The organism is Acinetobacter sp. TSRC1-2, assembly GCF_049895885.1.
Classification (GTDB): domain Bacteria; phylum Pseudomonadota; class Gammaproteobacteria; order Pseudomonadales; family Moraxellaceae; genus Acinetobacter.
On sequence record NZ_JAFCTF010000005.1, the window covers coordinates 59610 to 75428 of the forward strand.

At 43.0% G+C, this 15819-nt stretch carries 15 protein-coding genes; 10 read left to right on the forward strand and 5 right to left on the reverse strand.

From position 1 onward, the window contains the following. Window positions 1–11: 11 nt before the first annotated feature. A complete protein-coding gene (locus ACP69Y_RS07085; RefSeq protein WP_425917384.1) occupies window positions 12–602 on the reverse strand; it encodes a PepSY-associated TM helix domain-containing protein in 591 nt (196 codons plus the stop codon). A 10-nt stretch (window positions 603–612) separates the two neighbouring features. After that, the gene (locus tag ACP69Y_RS07090; protein ID WP_425917386.1) at window positions 613–2172 is read right to left on the reverse strand and encodes a DUF2271 domain-containing protein; all 1560 of its coding nucleotides are present in this window, start codon (window positions 2170–2172) and stop codon (window positions 613–615) included. Window positions 2173–2277: 105 nt separating this feature from the next. Between ACP69Y_RS07090 and ACP69Y_RS07095 the strand changes: the two genes are divergently transcribed. Then, entirely contained in the window at window positions 2278–3168 is an 891-nt protein-coding gene (locus tag ACP69Y_RS07095) for a DUF4198 domain-containing protein (protein ID WP_425917388.1), read from the forward strand. 90 nt (window positions 3169–3258) lie between these two features. Here ACP69Y_RS07095 and ACP69Y_RS07100 read toward each other — a convergent pair whose 3' ends face one another. The 3 genes from ACP69Y_RS07100 to ACP69Y_RS07110 all read right to left on the reverse strand — a co-directional run bounded on the left by ACP69Y_RS07100 (window position 3259) and on the right by ACP69Y_RS07110 (window position 7348). Then, window positions 3259–4632, reverse strand: coding sequence for a DcaP family trimeric outer membrane transporter (locus ACP69Y_RS07100; protein WP_425917390.1), 1374 nt, complete (start codon window positions 4630–4632; stop codon window positions 3259–3261). A 106-nt stretch (window positions 4633–4738) separates the two neighbouring features. Then, window positions 4739–6112 (reverse strand): MFS transporter, encoded by a 1374-nt coding sequence (locus ACP69Y_RS07105; protein WP_425917391.1) that lies wholly within the window; start codon window positions 6110–6112, stop codon window positions 4739–4741. A 321-nt stretch (window positions 6113–6433) separates the two neighbouring features. After that, window positions 6434–7348 (reverse strand): LysR substrate-binding domain-containing protein, encoded by a 915-nt coding sequence (locus ACP69Y_RS07110; protein ID WP_425917393.1) that lies wholly within the window; start codon window positions 7346–7348, stop codon window positions 6434–6436. A 115-nt stretch (window positions 7349–7463) separates the two neighbouring features. On the opposite strand from ACP69Y_RS07110, the gene ACP69Y_RS07115 reads away from it, so the two are divergent. The 9 genes from ACP69Y_RS07115 (at window position 7464) to ACP69Y_RS07155 (ending at window position 15803) form a co-directional block, all read left to right on the forward strand. Continuing rightward, window positions 7464–8573, forward strand: a complete 1110-nt coding sequence (locus ACP69Y_RS07115; protein WP_425917395.1) for a muconate/chloromuconate family cycloisomerase — start codon at window positions 7464–7466, stop codon at window positions 8571–8573. Window positions 8574–8588: 15 nt separating this feature from the next. Continuing rightward, window positions 8589–8879: a muconolactone Delta-isomerase gene (gene catC / locus ACP69Y_RS07120; protein ID WP_425917397.1), complete on the forward strand. Its 291-nt coding sequence runs from the start codon at window positions 8589–8591 to the stop codon at window positions 8877–8879. A 154-nt stretch (window positions 8880–9033) separates the two neighbouring features. Beyond that, a complete protein-coding gene (gene catA / locus ACP69Y_RS07125) occupies window positions 9034–9954 on the forward strand; it encodes a catechol 1,2-dioxygenase (protein ID WP_425917399.1) in 921 nt (306 codons plus the stop codon). Window positions 9955–10035: 81 nt separating this feature from the next. Further along, a complete protein-coding gene (gene benA, locus ACP69Y_RS07130) occupies window positions 10036–11421 on the forward strand; it encodes a benzoate 1,2-dioxygenase large subunit (RefSeq protein WP_425917401.1) in 1386 nt (461 codons plus the stop codon). After that, window positions 11418–11909, forward strand: coding sequence for a benzoate 1,2-dioxygenase small subunit (gene benB, locus ACP69Y_RS07135; protein ID WP_425917403.1), 492 nt, complete (start codon window positions 11418–11420; stop codon window positions 11907–11909). Before benA ends, benB begins: the two co-directional genes overlap by 4 nt. A gap of 90 nt (window positions 11910–11999) precedes the next feature. Continuing rightward, entirely contained in the window at window positions 12000–13016 is a 1017-nt protein-coding gene (gene benC, locus ACP69Y_RS07140) for a benzoate 1,2-dioxygenase electron transfer component BenC (protein ID WP_425917405.1), read from the forward strand. Between the two features lie 16 nt (window positions 13017–13032). Further along, on the forward strand, window positions 13033–13818 hold the full coding sequence (locus tag ACP69Y_RS07145; protein ID WP_425917407.1) for a 1,6-dihydroxycyclohexa-2,4-diene-1-carboxylate dehydrogenase: 786 nt from the start codon (window positions 13033–13035) through the stop codon (window positions 13816–13818). A 60-nt stretch (window positions 13819–13878) separates the two neighbouring features. Continuing rightward, window positions 13879–15120, forward strand: a complete 1242-nt coding sequence (gene benE, locus ACP69Y_RS07150) for a benzoate/H(+) symporter BenE (protein WP_425917409.1) — start codon at window positions 13879–13881, stop codon at window positions 15118–15120. Continuing rightward, window positions 15117–15803 (forward strand): 3-oxoacid CoA-transferase subunit A, encoded by a 687-nt coding sequence (locus ACP69Y_RS07155; protein WP_425917411.1) that lies wholly within the window; start codon window positions 15117–15119, stop codon window positions 15801–15803. The genes benE and ACP69Y_RS07155 overlap by 4 nt, the downstream gene beginning before the upstream one ends. Window positions 15804–15819: the final 16 nt, after the last annotated feature.

A 15819-nucleotide genomic window follows, 5' to 3' on the forward strand; every position in this document is an offset into this window, starting at 1 on the left:
GATCAGATTACCTATACCGCAGACCAGATCAGTAAAATAATCATCGCCAGACTGACTGCTGTGAGCACCAGGTGGGTGACAAGTCTTGTTTTAATGCTTAAAAACAAAATATAGCCCGCTAATGACAACATAATATAAATAATCGCACTGATATCAATCAACCAACTCCAACCCAGACCTGAGTTTTTGCCACGGTGTAAATCATTCAGCATCGATACGGTCGAAGCCGGCTTTTGGGTAATTTCAGTTTCACCTGTATCGGTCGTCACAAAAATATCGGTTGCTCCGGCTGGGCTTTCCAGGCGAATCATCACTTCATTATCCATCACTTCACTACTTTGATAACGTCCCACCAGATTGTGCTGTTGACGGACATAATTCAAGATCGTATCGCTTGGGTTCTTGGTTTGCTTAAGCGACTTTAAAACAGAGACAGGTAAAGTCAATTTAGTCGTTTCTTCTGTTTTAGCCGGTTCAAACCATTCAGGATGATTCAGCAACAAGCCCGTCACAGAAAAAAACAGTAAAGTGATAAATGCAAAAGCTGAAAGCCAGCCATGTATGTAGCGTGCATGGCGGTAAAAATCACGACGTTGATACACGTATTTAGCCTTAGTTCACTTTTTGGAAATTAAGTTTAACTGCGCCAATTTCTTTTTGTGCAGCTAAGGTCTGGTTTGAAGCTTTGGCTTTTACATCCAGATCAAAGGTTTGATAAGAATGTTCACCATGCTCACGCGAGGTTTCAATATGAATCAGGTACTGACCTGCTGCTACCGCTTTACCGGTTTCATCTTTACCATCCCAAGCCAATTTATATTGTCCAGGTTGGCGTGAAGGTTTTGCGACTGCATCAAGGTTTGGCATTTGACGTCCATAACGGCGATACCAGACATAGTTCGAGTTAATCCACTTCTCATCTTTACCCCAAACTGCTAAGGTACGGACAATTTTTTTATTGGCATCTGTCACCCAAACAGACACATAAGGGGCACGGTAGTTTTCAACGGCAATTTTAGGAATCATCAGGTCAATAATGGCTTGATAACCCGCTGGCCATTTTGCAGAGGATTGACCCGCTGCGACAGTTTGCATTTCGACATTTTGTGGTGTTTGAACCAAGCTGTTCCAACCCGAACTTTGATAAACCTGACCATCCGTCAAAGTAACTTTAGCTTCATATCCCATCAGTGCTTCAATTAGTTCCAAACCTTCTGCTGGTGTCATTGCAGCTAAAGCTGTCGCTAAAGCATCAGCATCTGCTGTACAGGTTCCGACCACAACACATTGTTCAACTTGCTGTAAAGGCATGCCAGTTTTTGGGTCAAGTAAATGGGTTTGTCCTGCAAGACTGCGGTAACCCTGCCCACTAAAGGCTATGGCTTGATCTTTTAAGTTCAAGACTTGTTGAGGTGCGCTGTTATCCGTATGGTCAAAGGCATCTTGCACCCCAATTTTCCAGCCCTCTTTTTGTGGTGCCTCTCCCCAAACACGAATGTCACCGCCAATATCTACCAACAGACCTTCAATGCTTGGCACAGCTTGACGCGCTGCCACCAATGCGCGGTCAATAATGTAACCCTTGGCATAGGCATCAGGGGCAAATTTCACAGCTGAATCCGTCACAATGCTTTGTTGTTCTGCATCTAATTTTACGCTGTCAGTTTTTAACTGATTTAAAACTTGGGCACGGGTGGCTTCATCCAGTTTGACTACACCATGCGATTGTTCCCATAAAGTAATCAGTTGACCCAAGCGCGCATCGAAAGCCCCACAGGTTTTATCACGCCAGTTTTCACAGGCAGCAATTACTTCAAAAAGCTCAGCTGAAACCTTGCCCTGTTTATTGTTATTTAAAGCAGAGATTTCACTATCATCACGCCAAGTCGATAACACCTGATCTAACTGGCTAATTTCTTTTTGAATGGCATCTACAGCTCGTTTAGCCTCTTGTTTTGAGGCCCCTTGCACCACCACATCTAATGACGTGCCTAAAATATGGTCACGATGGAAACGATGAGTTTGTGTGGCGATTTGTTCTGATTGTTCAATTTTTTCACTTTGCTGAGCAGCATTTGCATGAAAAGGAGAAATCAGTGCCAGCGCCATAACCAGGGGTGAGAGACGGAATGCCTTATGAATCGGATAAAAATTTCTAACAGCAGTTGACATGCTGATTCTCCAGATTATTTTTAATGAATATTATTGATAATGATAGTGGTTATCAAGTAGATTACGAGCATTATATTAAATAAATATTTTCTGGAGTTCCTAACAATGAATAACTGGCTAAAAATTGCTTTACTGACGTCGCTACCTATCATTTCTCATGCACATACCATGAGCCCTTTCCTGCTTCCTGAAGTATTTGATACTAAAGCCGCACAAAGCTTGAGTTTTCAAAGTGCAATTACGGTCGAGAAGTTTTTTGTTGCGGGAAATAACTTTAAAACCAGCTATGTTATTATCGAACCTGATGGTCAACAAAAACCGATCAATGCGGCAGCAGCATTAAAACGCTTTAACATTGCAGAATTTGATTTACCGAAAGAAGGTACTTACCGTATCCGTACTCAAGATGCAGTGGGTAATGCCGGAAAATATGCCTTAGTTGATGGTCGCTGGTTACGTGTTCGTCCAGTGCGCGCCGGCATGCAAAACCCTGCACCTGCCAAACCTGCTGAAACAGCAACGACTCAAAAAGTGCCCGCGCCGACTCAGCCACCGCGTATGATTGCAGCAGACCACGTGCCTGCAAATGCAAAAACACTTGAAGTGACCAATCACCTGATTGCTGAAAGTTATGTAACTAAAGGCAAACCTTCTGCACTTCCAGCACCAAGCAAGAAAGGTTTTGAGTTCAAATTACTGACTCATCCCAACGAATTATATGCAGGTGAATCACTCAAAGCTCAGGTATTGATGAATGGGAAAGCTGTTCCAAATCTTGAAATTGATGTTTTTAAAGGCGCAGGCAGTTATGAGCCAAATGCAAAACGTGAACAGCCACATGTAAAAACCAATGCAAAAGGCGAAGTAGAAATTAAATTTGATCAGGCCGGTATTTATTTAGTTACTGCGTCTTATCCAGAAGCCAATACGGATGCGACTAAAAAACCAGCCACTGAAAACTTTACTTATGGCTTAACGGTTGAAGTCACAGAATAATGTTTATCGTTAGATAAAATCTAAAAATGATTCATATAAAAAAGCCCCTATTTTTAAATAGAGGCTTTTTTAATTAGTGGTTATAGAAGATTAAAAGTTATAGATCGCTACTGCACTAACTCGGTTGTCTTCACCGGTTCGACCAGTAATCGGAGTATTAGCACTATTCAAAACAGGGCCATACGCTTCACGCTCACCATAGACATATTCAAGACCGAAACTTAAAGGCTTGGTTGGACTATAGAAAACATTTGCCCAAGCTTGCCAAAGTTCTTTATTGGCCGCACTTTTATTGCTTAAAGCATTAATATAGTTTTGATCGTCATCAAAACTCATATAGCCATAACCCACAGTACCCCGTAATTTTTCATTAAATTGTTGGGTCAAACCTACAGTAATCGAATCAAATTCACTTTGAGCAGCAATACGGCTGTTTGCTGTAATTGCCCCATTATTAAGGTTAGTAACCGCTACACCGCTATTGCTATATGAAACAAAACTGCTATCGCCTTTGACATGATAATAATCAGCTTTTAGAGTCGTGCCCGGTACCACTTCATATTTAGCACCTAAACCTACGCCCCATGCCATTTCTTCATTGCCATTTACTCGTTTTTCATGCCCCATTGCACGTGCGCTGACATTAAAATTATCGGCAAATTTATGATTTAAACGCGCAGTTAAAGCCGGTAAGCGTTGCTGAATAGTCCCATCTTTGGGATCTTCAGCTGCCATCACGATATTGGTTTGAGGACTCAATTTTGTTGTATAACGAAGCTGAGGGGTACGTTTGACTGAACCACCAGCATATGCCAGAGCATCTATTGTTTCAGGCATATAATCCGGAACTGCAAAGTTTGACCAGGTTTGACCAATTAACCAGTTGGCATAGCTCATATAAGCATGACGGATACGCAAATTATCAAAGCCTGCCCCCCCTAAGAAGTCGACTTCAATTTTGCCTTCAAGCGCTTGATTACCTGCTGGTGCTTTAAAATCTAAACCTAAACGTGTCGCAGAAAGTGTCGATTTAAATTCATCACTACGCTCTCCGGTTCCTTCAAGGGGTACGGCATTAATCTGGTTATAAAGTCGGGATGCTGCTCCACCATTGGCCTGATAGGATGCATCTAAACGGACATTACCATACAGATTAAACTCGGCACCTTTGGCTGTTTTCAGTACAGGATTTGCTGTAGCCAAAGGCGCTGGACGTTGAACCGCTGCAATAGCAGTAGCAGTCTGCGCAGTCTGTACTTTTTGCTGTTCAACCATGTTACGCAAAGCTTGAACTTCCTGTCTGAGCTGTTCAATTTCTTTTTGCTGTTGAGTTTGGGCTTGGGCCGCTACGCTGACTCCTCCCATACTGAGGGCAATCATGCTCAGCATAAGCGTGCGCTTCATTGCTGGTTGAACTTTTTTAGACTGAAATTCAGTTGCTTGGGTTAATAGTGTCGTGTTCATCCTAAACTCGCTTGTTATTTTCCGATTAAATTCTAGCAATAGATCGCCATCGCGACGATGGCGATCTATATCATTGATGACATTATGTTTATTGAAAATTGTAGAGTTATTGAGTCGCTTTTTTAGCCAAAGGTGTATCGCTAATGCCAGACTGTGCAAGGGCTTTTGCATCGACAGACACTTTTAAATTCACCAGATAGATAGCAATCGCTGCAATAATTCCTGGAATCGCGATGGCCAAGAAGTTCATTTGATGCGGTAATTCAAAGGTGAGTAAAGTACCAGTCAAGACTGGTCCAACAATGGCACCAATTCGTCCAATTCCTGATGCCCAGCCCATCCCTGTTGAGCGAACTGCAGTTGGATAAAACTGTGCAACGAAGGTATAAAGCAGAATTTGTGAGCCAATGGTCGCTGCACCTGCAATGGCAATCAGAACATACAGCACCGCTTGTGGGCTGTTAAAACCAAGCAGAATTAAAGCAATTGCACCCACGGTAAACATAGTGGTCAGTACCGGTTTTAAATGGAATTTGTCTGCTAGAACTCCGCCACCAATTGCACCAATCATGCCGCCGATATTTAAGGCAAACAGGAACATGAGACTTGCACCCAATGAGTAGCCAGCCTGAATCATCAATTTCGGTAACCAGCTGCCTAATGCATAAACCATGAGTAAGCACATAAAGAAGGCTGCCCAAAACATTAAGGTACTGAACATACGGCCTTGCTGAAATAACGCACGTAATGGAGCTTCATCGCCAACAGTTGGTTCATTCAGAACAAACGTCGTTTCTGAACCAATTTCTTGTTCAGGTGCAATTTTTTTCACAATTGCACGGGTTTTTTCTGTTTCACCCTTTTTGGTCAAAAACATCAATGATTCTGGAAGATATTTCCAAATTAATGGCAAAGTAAATAACGGAATACTGGCGATATAGAACATGATTTTCCAGCCATAATCCGCCACTAGCCATGCACCTAACAAGGCAGACGCCATACCACCAATGGCATAACCACTAAACATAATGGCAACCAAGGTGCTGCGAATACGTTTAGGGGCATATTCCGTCATTAGTGCAACCACGTTTGGCATTACGCCACCAATTCCCAGTCCTGCCAAGAATCTTAAAATTCCAAATTCGGTCGGTGTGGTTGCAAATGCGCCCAAAAATGTAAAGCCACTAAAAATAGTAATACAGATCATGATGGTCTTTTTACGACCCAGCTTGTCTGAGAGCGTTCCGAAACTCATGGCACCAAACATCATGCCAAAGAGAGCGGTACTGGCAAGCAAACCGGCCTGTACGGTGGTAAGTGCCCACTCTTGCATTAAAATAGGTAAAACGACGCCATAAATGACTAAATCATAACCATCAAAAATAATAATCATTAAACACCAAATTAGGACTCCCCAATGAAAAGGAGTAAATTTGGCTTCATCCACTAAAGTGTTTATGTTCAGTTTATTGGTATTCACTTTGCGCTCCTGCATATGAATCTTTAGATTTGTAGCCACAATGCAGCAAAGTGATTTTTTTGTCCAAAACCGATTACATATATATTCATACCTTAAAAGTAAGACAAACGGTATTAAAAACTAAAACAATACCTTATAGATATCTAAAAACTAAATGAGGTTGATTGTGACATTTCATTTTCTATTTCGAGCTTTATTTTTCTGAAAAAAATATGCCTGCTGACCCAATATAAGATACTGATCAGCAGGCATATTTGAAAATAACTGAGTAATTTGGAGATAATAATACTAATAATTATAGGAAAATTAGTCCTGGATCTGTTAAATCACGGCACGGTCATAACCAATCGCTTCTAGATCATATACCTGATAAATACAGTCAAATAATGAACGAATATCCTCACTTTCATCCATACTGCGAATTGCCAGAAATATCGGGCTAACAGCAGCATCATCCAGTATCGGAATATAGTGCAAATGCGGCAACTGTATGGTCCTAGCACTTTCCGGAACCACGCAAATCCCTTCACCAGCTGCAACCAGTCCTAAAGCCAGCTGAATTTCGCGAACCTCTTTTAAGCTTTTAGGATCAAGACTGTACTCCGAAAAAAGTGATCTCACTTGGGTGGAAAAATTAGGTTTTGGGTGACTTGGGTATAGAAACAGATTCTCATCCACAATATCGGTCAGAAAGACCCCCTTCTTCTGCATGGCAAGTGGATGGCTAGAATGTACCGCCACCATTAAAGGCTCTTCGCGCAACAGGATCCGTCTCACGGCAGGGTCAGAAATTCGTAGTCGACCAAAGCCTACATCAATCCGCCCTTCTTTAAGTGCTTGAATTTGGTTTTTGGTACTCATTTCAATCAGTTCAATTTTTAAATGAGGTTGTTGCTGACGGAATAAATAGACAATTTTCGGTAATAAACCATAAAGCAGCGACCCGACAAAACCCATGGTTACTGTTTTTTCGACCATTCCCACCCGCTGGGTCATCGCCTTAATCTCTTCGGCATTAGACAAAAGTTTAACAGCATGCTGATAAAAGAATTGTCCTGCTTCAGTCGTCATTAAAGGTCGACTTCCGCGCTCGAAAAGCTGAATGCCAAGCTCTGCTTCCAGGTTTTGTATCTGACGGCTTAAAGGAGGCTGAGCAATAAACAGTTTTTCAGCCGCTTTCGTAAAGCTTTGTTCCTCAACCACGGCAACAAAGTATCGTAAATGTCTTAATTCCATAATCGCTCATACCTTTAAAGCATATTAAAATGCAAATTTGATCTTAGACAGCATATATTTATTCTTTTAAGGTATACCACATGAGATAGACAAAGCAAGATTGGGAAGCTTAAAGATGTACAAATCCATAGAAACGTTGCTTGTTGAAATTCCAACCATCCGTCCGCACAAGATGGCTGTGGCAACCATGCAAACCCAAACATTAGTTTTGGTTAAAGTCACGACTGAAGATGGTTTTACCGGTTGGGGCGAAGCGACCACAATTGGTGGATTAGGATATGGGGATGAAAGTCCGGAAAGCATCAAAACCAATATTGAAACATATTTTGCGCCATTACTAAAATCACTTTCAGGTCTGAATGTCGCTCAAACGGTTAAAACCCTTAAACGTAATATTAACGGTAACCGTTTTGCTAAATGTGCCATTCAAACTGCACTGCTGGATATTCAGGCACAACGTTTAGGTTTGCCGCTCAGTGAAATTTTAGGCGGTCGTCTACGCAATAGCGTGCCGGTACTTTGGGTGCTTGCTTCAGGTGATACTGAGAAAGACATTGCCGAAGCGAAAAAAATGATTGAGCTGAAACGTCATAACGTATTCAAACTCAAAATCGGTTCGCGCCCTGTTGAAGCAGATGTCGAGCATGTGCTGGCAATTAAAAAAGCCCTAGGTTCAGACATCTCGATTCGTGTCGATGTCAATCGTGCCTGGTCAGAACTTGAAGCGGTTAAAGGCATTCAGTTGTTACAAGATGGCGGTGTCGACCTGATTGAACAACCTTGTGCGATTGAAAATCTGGATGCCATGCAGCGTTTAACCCGTCGTTTTGATATTGCCATTATGGCGGATGAATCATTATACGGTCCGCAGAGTGCTTATCAGATTGCCCGTAATAACGGTGCATCAGTATTTGCAGTAAAAATTGCCCAGTCAGGTGGTCTGATTGAAGGTTGTGAAGTTGGGAAAATTGCCAAACTTGCAGGCATCGATCTTTACGGTGGCACCATGCTTGAAGGACCAGTCGGTACGATTGCTTCAGCGCATGTGTTTTCAACTTTCGAAAGCTTGGCCTATGGCACAGAGTTATTTGGTCCACTGCTGCTGACTGAAGAAATTTTAAAAACACCGCTTCAATATCAAAACTATGAGTTGGTTTTACCGACTGCAGCTGGTTTAGGTATCGAACTGGATTTAGACAAAATTGACAACTTACGTCGTCAGTAATTGAAGGAATTAGACATGCTTTTCCAAGTACGTATGGATGTAAATATTCCGCTAGATATGCCAAGTGATAAAGCCAACGAAATTAAAGCGGTTGAAAAAGCTTATTCGCAGGACTTACAGCGTCAGGGTAAATGGCGTCATATCTGGCGCATTACCGGTCAGTACTCGAACATCAGCATTTTTGATGTCGAGAGCAATGAAGAGTTACACAATATTTTACAAGGTCTTCCGCTATATCCGTATATGAATATTGAAGTGATGCCATTAAATCGTCATCCTTCTTCTATTCATGAAGACGATCGCTAATTTTAATAATATGCAACATGGTGCGTTTATTCACCCGTTGCAAAAAAGCACCGCCTTAATAAAGGGCAATTAACAAGGATTGTGGCAGCCAGTGATCTCAAAGCAAACACTGAGAAACTAGCCACCCAAAAGCATACTTCCAAGGAGTAACGAAATGGATCGTCAAACGATTGAAAATGTAGTTAAAGCTTGTAACGTGGACACTTCTGAAGGTCCAGTAAATGCACGCGTACAACAAGTACTGGTACGTTTAGTTACAGATTTATTCCAAGCGATTGAAGACTTAGATTTAAGCCAATCAGAAGTTTGGAAAGGTATTGAAACTATTATCGACATTGCAAAAGCAGATGAGTTTGCATTGATGGGTTCTGCAGTAGGTCTTGAACATTTCCTTGACTTACGTGCTGATGAAGCAGACGTAAAAGCAGGTTTATCCGGTGGTACACCACGTACGATCGAAGGTCCACTTTATGTCGCAGGTGCACCTGAATCAACTGGTTTTGCACGTATGGACGATGGTTCTGAAGAAGGCAAAATCCCGACGCTTATCATCGACGGTACAGTAACTGATACTGATGGCAACATCATTCCGGGTGCTAAAGTTGAAGTGTGGCATGCCAACAGCCACGGTAACTATTCATTCTTTGATAAGTCACAAAGCCACTTCAACCTGCGTCGCTCAATCTTTGCAGACGAAAAAGGTCAATACACTGCGCTTACCACGATGCCTGTAGGTTATGGCTTAAACCCTGAAGGTCCACTTCAAGGCGTATTAAACCAGATCTCTCGTCATGGTCAACGCCCTGCTCACGTGCACTATTTCATTTCTGCACCGGGCTTCCGTAAATTAACTACGCAGTTCAACATCGAAGGCGACAAATACCTTTGGGATGACTTCGCATTCGGTACACGTGAAGGCTTGGTAGCGACTGCTGTTGATGTTACTGATGAAGCTGAAATCGCGCGTCGTGGCTTGAAAGGTCCTTTCAAACACATTCAATTCAACGTGGTTCTTCAACAAGAGAAAGAAGGTGTACCTTCTACTGAAGTTGAACGTCGCCGCGCAAGCGCTTAATGACCTTATGATAAGGAACCGAGATGTCAATTTAATGACATTTCGGGGACTTGCCCAAATTTGGAAAGTCGGAGAACGGACATGCCTCGTATCCCTGTAATTAACACCAGCCATCTCGATCGCATTGATGAATTACTTGTTGAAAACTATGAAACAGGTGAATTTAAGCTTCATCGTTCAGTATTCACAGATCAGGCCTTATTTGATTTAGAGATGAAATATATCTTTGAAGGCAATTGGGTTTACTTGGCACATGAAAGCCAAATTCCGAATAATAACGATTTCTATACCACTTATATTGGCCGTCAACCAATCATCATTGCACGTAACCGTGCAGGTGAATTGAATGCCATGATTAATGCCTGTTCACACCGTGGCGCACAATTGTGTCGCAATAAGAAAGGCAATAAAGCGACCTATACTTGCCCATTCCACGGTTGGACATTTAACAACTCGGGTAAATTGTTAAAAGTTAAAGACCCTTCTGATGCAGGCTATTCAGATTGCTTTAACAAAGACGGTTCTCACGATCTTAAGAAAGTGGCCCGTTTTGAAAACTATAAAGGTTTCTTGTTTGGCAGCTTAAACCCAGATGTTCCACCGTTAGAAGAATATCTGGGTGAAGCAACCAAAATTATGGATATGATTGTTGATCAGTCTGACCAAGGTCTTGAAGTTTTACGTGGTGCATCTACTTATACTTATGAAGGTAACTGGAAGCTCACTGCCGAAAATGGTGCCGATGGTTACCACGTTTCTGCCGTTCACTGGAACTATGCAGCGACAACTCAACAGCGTAAAGAAAAAGAAGCTGGTGATAATGTCCGCGCAATGAGTGCAGGGTCTTGGGGCAAACAAGGTGGTGGCTCTTACGGTTTCGACAATGGTCACATGTTACTTTGGACCCAATGGGCGAACCCTGAAGACCGTCCAAACTTCCCTAAAGCAGAGGAATATACCGAGAAATTCGGTGCTGCAATGGCGAAGTGGATGATCGAGCGTTCTCGTAACCTGTGTATTTATCCAAACGTCTATTTCATGGATCAGTTCGGTTCACAAATTCGTGTACTTCGTCCTTTATCTCCCTCTAAGACTGAAGTCACCATTTACTGTATCGCACCTGTGGGTGAAGACAAGGAAGCGCGTTCACGCCGTATTCGTCAGTATGAAGACTTCTTTAATGCTTCAGGCATGGCAACTCCAGATGACCTGGAAGAATTCCGTGCATGTCAAGCTGGTTATGCCGGTATTGCGCTTGAATGGAATGATATGAGCCGTGGTTCTAAGCATTGGATTCAAGGTCCGGATGATGCAGCCAATGAAATTGGTTTAAAACCAAAACTTTCAGGCATTAAAACTGAAGATGAAGGTTTGTACCTTGCTCAGCATGAACACTGGTTACATCTGATGAAAGAAGCGATTACTTCTGAAAAAGAACTTGCTGCAACTGAAGGAGAAAACGCATGAGCGCGATTACTTTAGAAAATATTGCTCAATTCCTCTATAAAGAAGCTCGTTTTCTGGATGATGAACAATGGGATGACTGGTTACAGTGTTATGCCCCATCAGCAGAATTCTGGATGCCGGCTTGGGATGATGATGACAAACTGACCACAGACCCAGAGTCAGAAATCTCTTTGATTTATTATCCTGACCGTCAAGGTTTAGAAGATCGTGTATTCCGTATCAAGACTGAACGTTCTTCTGCAACCATGCCAGACACTCGTACCAGCCACAATATTTGCAATATTGAGATTGTTGAACAAAACGGTCCTCAAGTGACGGTTCGTTTTAACTGGAACACCTTAAGTTTCCGTTACAAAACCAATTACAGCTACTTTGGCATGTCACGTTATGTGATTGACTGTTCAAACGAGCAGTTTAAAATTTTAAATAAATACGTGGTGCTGAAAAACGATTACATCAACCAAGTAATCGACGTTTATCACCTCTAAGACTGTTAATACAGCCAGATAAAACCTTTCAGTCAGATGGAAAATTGGCTGAAAGGTCCAGTTACAAAGATTTATATAGGATATTCAGCCATGTCAAGCCACAATATTGCACTTCAATTTGAAGATGGCGTTACACGTTTTATTTCTGTTTCAGACGGTGAAACACTGTCAGATGCGGCTTACCGTCAAAAGATCAATATTCCTTTGGACTGTCGAGATGGTGCTTGTGGTACGTGTCGTGCATTTTGTGAATCAGGTTCGTATGACATGCCTGAAGAAACTTATATTGAAGATGCATTAACTCCTGAAGAAGCAGCTGAAGGCTACATTTTGGCTTGTCAGTGTAAACCGACTTCAGATGCAGTATTCCAGATTCAAGCATCATCAGAAGTATGTAAAACTGAAATTCACGCTTTCCAAGGTACGCTTGAGCGTGTTGAAAAATTGTCCGATTCAACCATCACTTTTGATATTCAGCTCGATGAAGGTCAACCAGACATTCACTTCCTCGCAGGTCAATATGTAAATGTGACGATTCCGGGTACCACAGAAACCCGTTCGTATTCTTTCAGCTCTAAACCGGGTAACCGTTTAACCAGTTTCGTGGTCCGTAACGTACCGAATGGCCAAATGAGCGCATTCTTGAGTAGCAACGCCAAAGTGGGCGACAAAATGACTTTTGCCGGTCCTTTTGGTAGCTTTTACCTGCGTCCTGTGACCCGCCCGGTGTTAATGTTGGCAGGTGGTACAGGTATTGCACCATTTATGTCAATGCTGCAAGTTTTAGAAGAAAAAGGTTCAGAACATCCTGTACGTTTAGTGTTTGGTGTGACCAATGACTTTGACTTGGTAGCGATTGAAAAACTGAATGAACTTCAAGAAAAATTCCCTTGGTTTGAATATCGTACTGTCATCGCCAACCCAGAATCTGCGCATGAACGTAAAGGTTATGTGACCGGTCATATTGAAAATGAATGGTTAAATGCAGGTGATGTTGATATCTATCTGTGTGGTCCTGTATTGATGGTGGAAGCTGTACGTGGCTGGTTAGATGCTGAAGGCGTTAAACCTGCAAGCTTCCTGTTTGAAAAATTCTCTGCAAACTAATTCGGGAATCAATCAAATGTCTGATCGTCAAAGATTTGAAAACAAAGTCGTGATTGTCACCGGTGCCGCACAAGGCATTGGTCGCGGTGTGGCTTTACAAGTGGCAAGCGAAGGTGCACAGGTGGTCATGGCCGACCTTTCTCCTTACGTGCAAGAAGTGTTAGCGGAAATTGAAAAGCTGGGTGGCGATGCTGTCACCATCAATGCCGACCTGGAAACTTTTGCAGGCGCACAGTCCGTTGTTGAAAAAGCAATAGCGACTTATGGTCGTGTTGATGTCCTAATCAACAACGTAGGTGGCGCAATCTGGATGAAACCTTTCCAGGAATTTTCTGAACAGGAAATTCTCAAGGAAGTAAATCGTTCATTGTTCCCAACGCTATGGTGTTGCCGCGCAGTTTTACCTGAAATGATTAAAAATCAGAAAGGGACGATTGTAAACGTATCATCTATTGCCACTCGTGGGATTAACCGCGTGCCTTACTCTGCTTCTAAAGGTGGCGTAAATGGTTTAACCGCTGCCCTCGCCTTTGAACATGCCAAAGATGGTATTCGTGTCAATGCAGTGGCCACAGGTGGAACCGAAGCTCCGCCACGTAAAGTGCCACGCAATGCCAATCCATTAACCGAATCTGAACAAGCCTGGATGCAGGAAGTGGTTGATCAAACTATTGATCGTACTTTCTTGGGTCGCTACGGCACCATTCAGGAGCAAGTCAATGCAATCGTATTTTTGGCTTCAGATGAATCTTCATATATGACAGGAACTGTGGTTCCTGTAGGTGGTGGCGATCAGGGTTAAACCTGATCTCATCAAAATTCAACAGGATCATTGAAATCTACGCATGGAGGCAATAGCCCAATGGCATCCCTGTTTAAAACTTTAAAAGATGATTGGTCACTTTCAGCAACAGTCGCAGGATTTTTGGCTGTGCTGATTTCCTATTCGGGTCCACTCATCATCTTCTTTCAGGCTGCACAAAAAGCCAATGTCTCCTCCGAGATAATGATCTCGTGGATCTGGGGTATTTCCATCGGTGCTGCAGTTGCCGGTATTTTTTTATCGATTAAATACAAAGTGCCCGTAATTACCGCCTGGTCTGCGCCCGGCACCGCCTTGCTGGTGACCCTCTTTCCCGGTTTAAGTTTAAATGAAGCGATAGCAGCCTATATTACGGCTGCTTTAGTGATTTTGTTCATTGGCTTAAGTGGCTACTTCGACAAATTATTACACTGGATTCCGCAATCTATTGCTGCCGCAATGATGGCAGGCATTTTGTTTCAGTTTGGCCTGGGACTCTTTACAGCAACAGACAGTATGCCTTGGATTGTATTTAGCATGCTGCTGGTGTTTTTAGTGTCTAAACGGATTTCACCGCGTTATAGCATGCTTTGGGTCTTGATCACCGGTGTAATTTTAAGTCTGGTACTGGGCAAAATGAACCCGGTTGAAATGAGCTTTAGCTTAGCCATTCCCCAATTTATTGCACCTGTGTGGACCTTGAATGGCATGCTGAATTTTGCCATTCCTTTAATTTTGGTCAGCCTGTCTGGACAGTTTTTACCGGGTATGGCCATCATGAAACTAAGCGGTTATGACACCCCGGCTAAGCCGATTATCACAGCAACCAGCATTGCGTCCTTAGCAGTGGCCTGCGTTGGAGGAATCACCATTGTATTGGCTTCCATTACCGCAGCCTTGTGTATGGGCAAAGATGCGCATGAACTGAAAGAAAAACGTTATATCGCCGGGATTGCCAACGGCATTTTTTACATTCTAGGCGGTTTATTTGCCGGCAGTATTGTCATGTTGTTCAGCTTACTGCCTAAAGAACTGGTCGCCGCCTTGGCAGGCTTGGCTTTGCTGGGTGCAATTGGTATAAATATTACAACGGCAATGAAAGATGAACATCAGCGAGATGCCGCACTGATTACATTTTTAGCCACTGCCTCTGGCATGCACTTCTTAGGCCTCAGTTCCGTATTTTGGGGAATTTGTATTGGCTTAATTGCCCATGTCATACTGAGTAAAAAAGCAGACACCCCGCCTCCTCATTCAATGTCTAATCAAGAAACGCCATTATTGCGTCAGGAAAAACTATGATTGATAAAAGTACAGCGTCTCTCACCGAAGCGCTCTCCCACATTAAAGATGGTGCCACCATCATGATTGGTGGCTTTGGTACAGCTGGACAACCGGCTGAACTGATTGATGGTTTAATCGAACTGGGCGTAAAAGACCTGGTCATTGTCAACAACAATGCCGGCAATGGCGATTATGGTTTGGCCAAGTTGCTTAAAACCGGTGCAGTGCGCAAGATTATCTGTTCTTTCCCGCGCCAGTCCGACTCCTACGTGTTTGATGAAATCTACCGTGCCGGCAAAATTGAACTGGAACTGGTGCCACAAGGCAATCTGGCTTGCCGGATTCAGGCTGCAGGTATGGGACTTGGTCCCATCTATACCCCTACCGGTTTTGGGACTTTGCTGGCTGAAGGCAAACCGACCCTGAACTATGAAGGCAAAGACTTTGTGCTGGAAAACCCGATTAAGGCCGATTTTGCCTTGATTAAAGCCCATCAGGGCGACCGCTGGGGCAACCTGGTCTACAACAAGTCGGCACGTAACTTTGGCCCGATTATGGCGATGGCTGCCGATGTCACCATTGCGCAAGTTGCAGAAGTGGTGGAACTGGGTGCGCTTGACCCTGAACACATTATTACCCCGGGCATTTTTGTACAGCACGTGGTTGCTGTTGGCACGAAACCCCTTGAGCAATCTGCTTAATTACGTGAGGATTAAA

Coding starts and splice junctions, on each gene's coding strand:
- ACP69Y_RS07090 (WP_425917386.1), bottom strand. CDS start 2,172: ATGTCAACTGCTGTTAGAAATTTTTATCCGATTCATAAGGCATTCCGT.
- ACP69Y_RS07095 (WP_425917388.1), top strand. CDS start 2,278: ATGAATAACTGGCTAAAAATTGCTTTACTGACGTCGCTACCTATCATT.
- ACP69Y_RS07100 (WP_425917390.1), bottom strand. CDS start 4,632: ATGAACACGACACTATTAACCCAAGCAACTGAATTTCAGTCTAAAAAA.
- ACP69Y_RS07110 (WP_425917393.1), bottom strand. CDS start 7,348: ATGGAATTAAGACATTTACGATACTTTGTTGCCGTGGTTGAGGAACAA.
- ACP69Y_RS07115 (WP_425917395.1), top strand. CDS start 7,464: ATGTACAAATCCATAGAAACGTTGCTTGTTGAAATTCCAACCATCCGT.
- catC (WP_425917397.1), top strand. CDS start 8,589: ATGCTTTTCCAAGTACGTATGGATGTAAATATTCCGCTAGATATGCCA.
- catA (WP_425917399.1), top strand. CDS start 9,034: ATGGATCGTCAAACGATTGAAAATGTAGTTAAAGCTTGTAACGTGGAC.
- benA (WP_425917401.1), top strand. CDS start 10,036: ATGCCTCGTATCCCTGTAATTAACACCAGCCATCTCGATCGCATTGAT.
- benB (WP_425917403.1), top strand. CDS start 11,418: ATGAGCGCGATTACTTTAGAAAATATTGCTCAATTCCTCTATAAAGAA.
- benC (WP_425917405.1), top strand. CDS start 12,000: ATGTCAAGCCACAATATTGCACTTCAATTTGAAGATGGCGTTACACGT.
- ACP69Y_RS07145 (WP_425917407.1), top strand. CDS start 13,033: ATGTCTGATCGTCAAAGATTTGAAAACAAAGTCGTGATTGTCACCGGT.
- benE (WP_425917409.1), top strand. CDS start 13,879: ATGGCATCCCTGTTTAAAACTTTAAAAGATGATTGGTCACTTTCAGCA.
- ACP69Y_RS07155 (WP_425917411.1), top strand. CDS start 15,117: ATGATTGATAAAAGTACAGCGTCTCTCACCGAAGCGCTCTCCCACATT.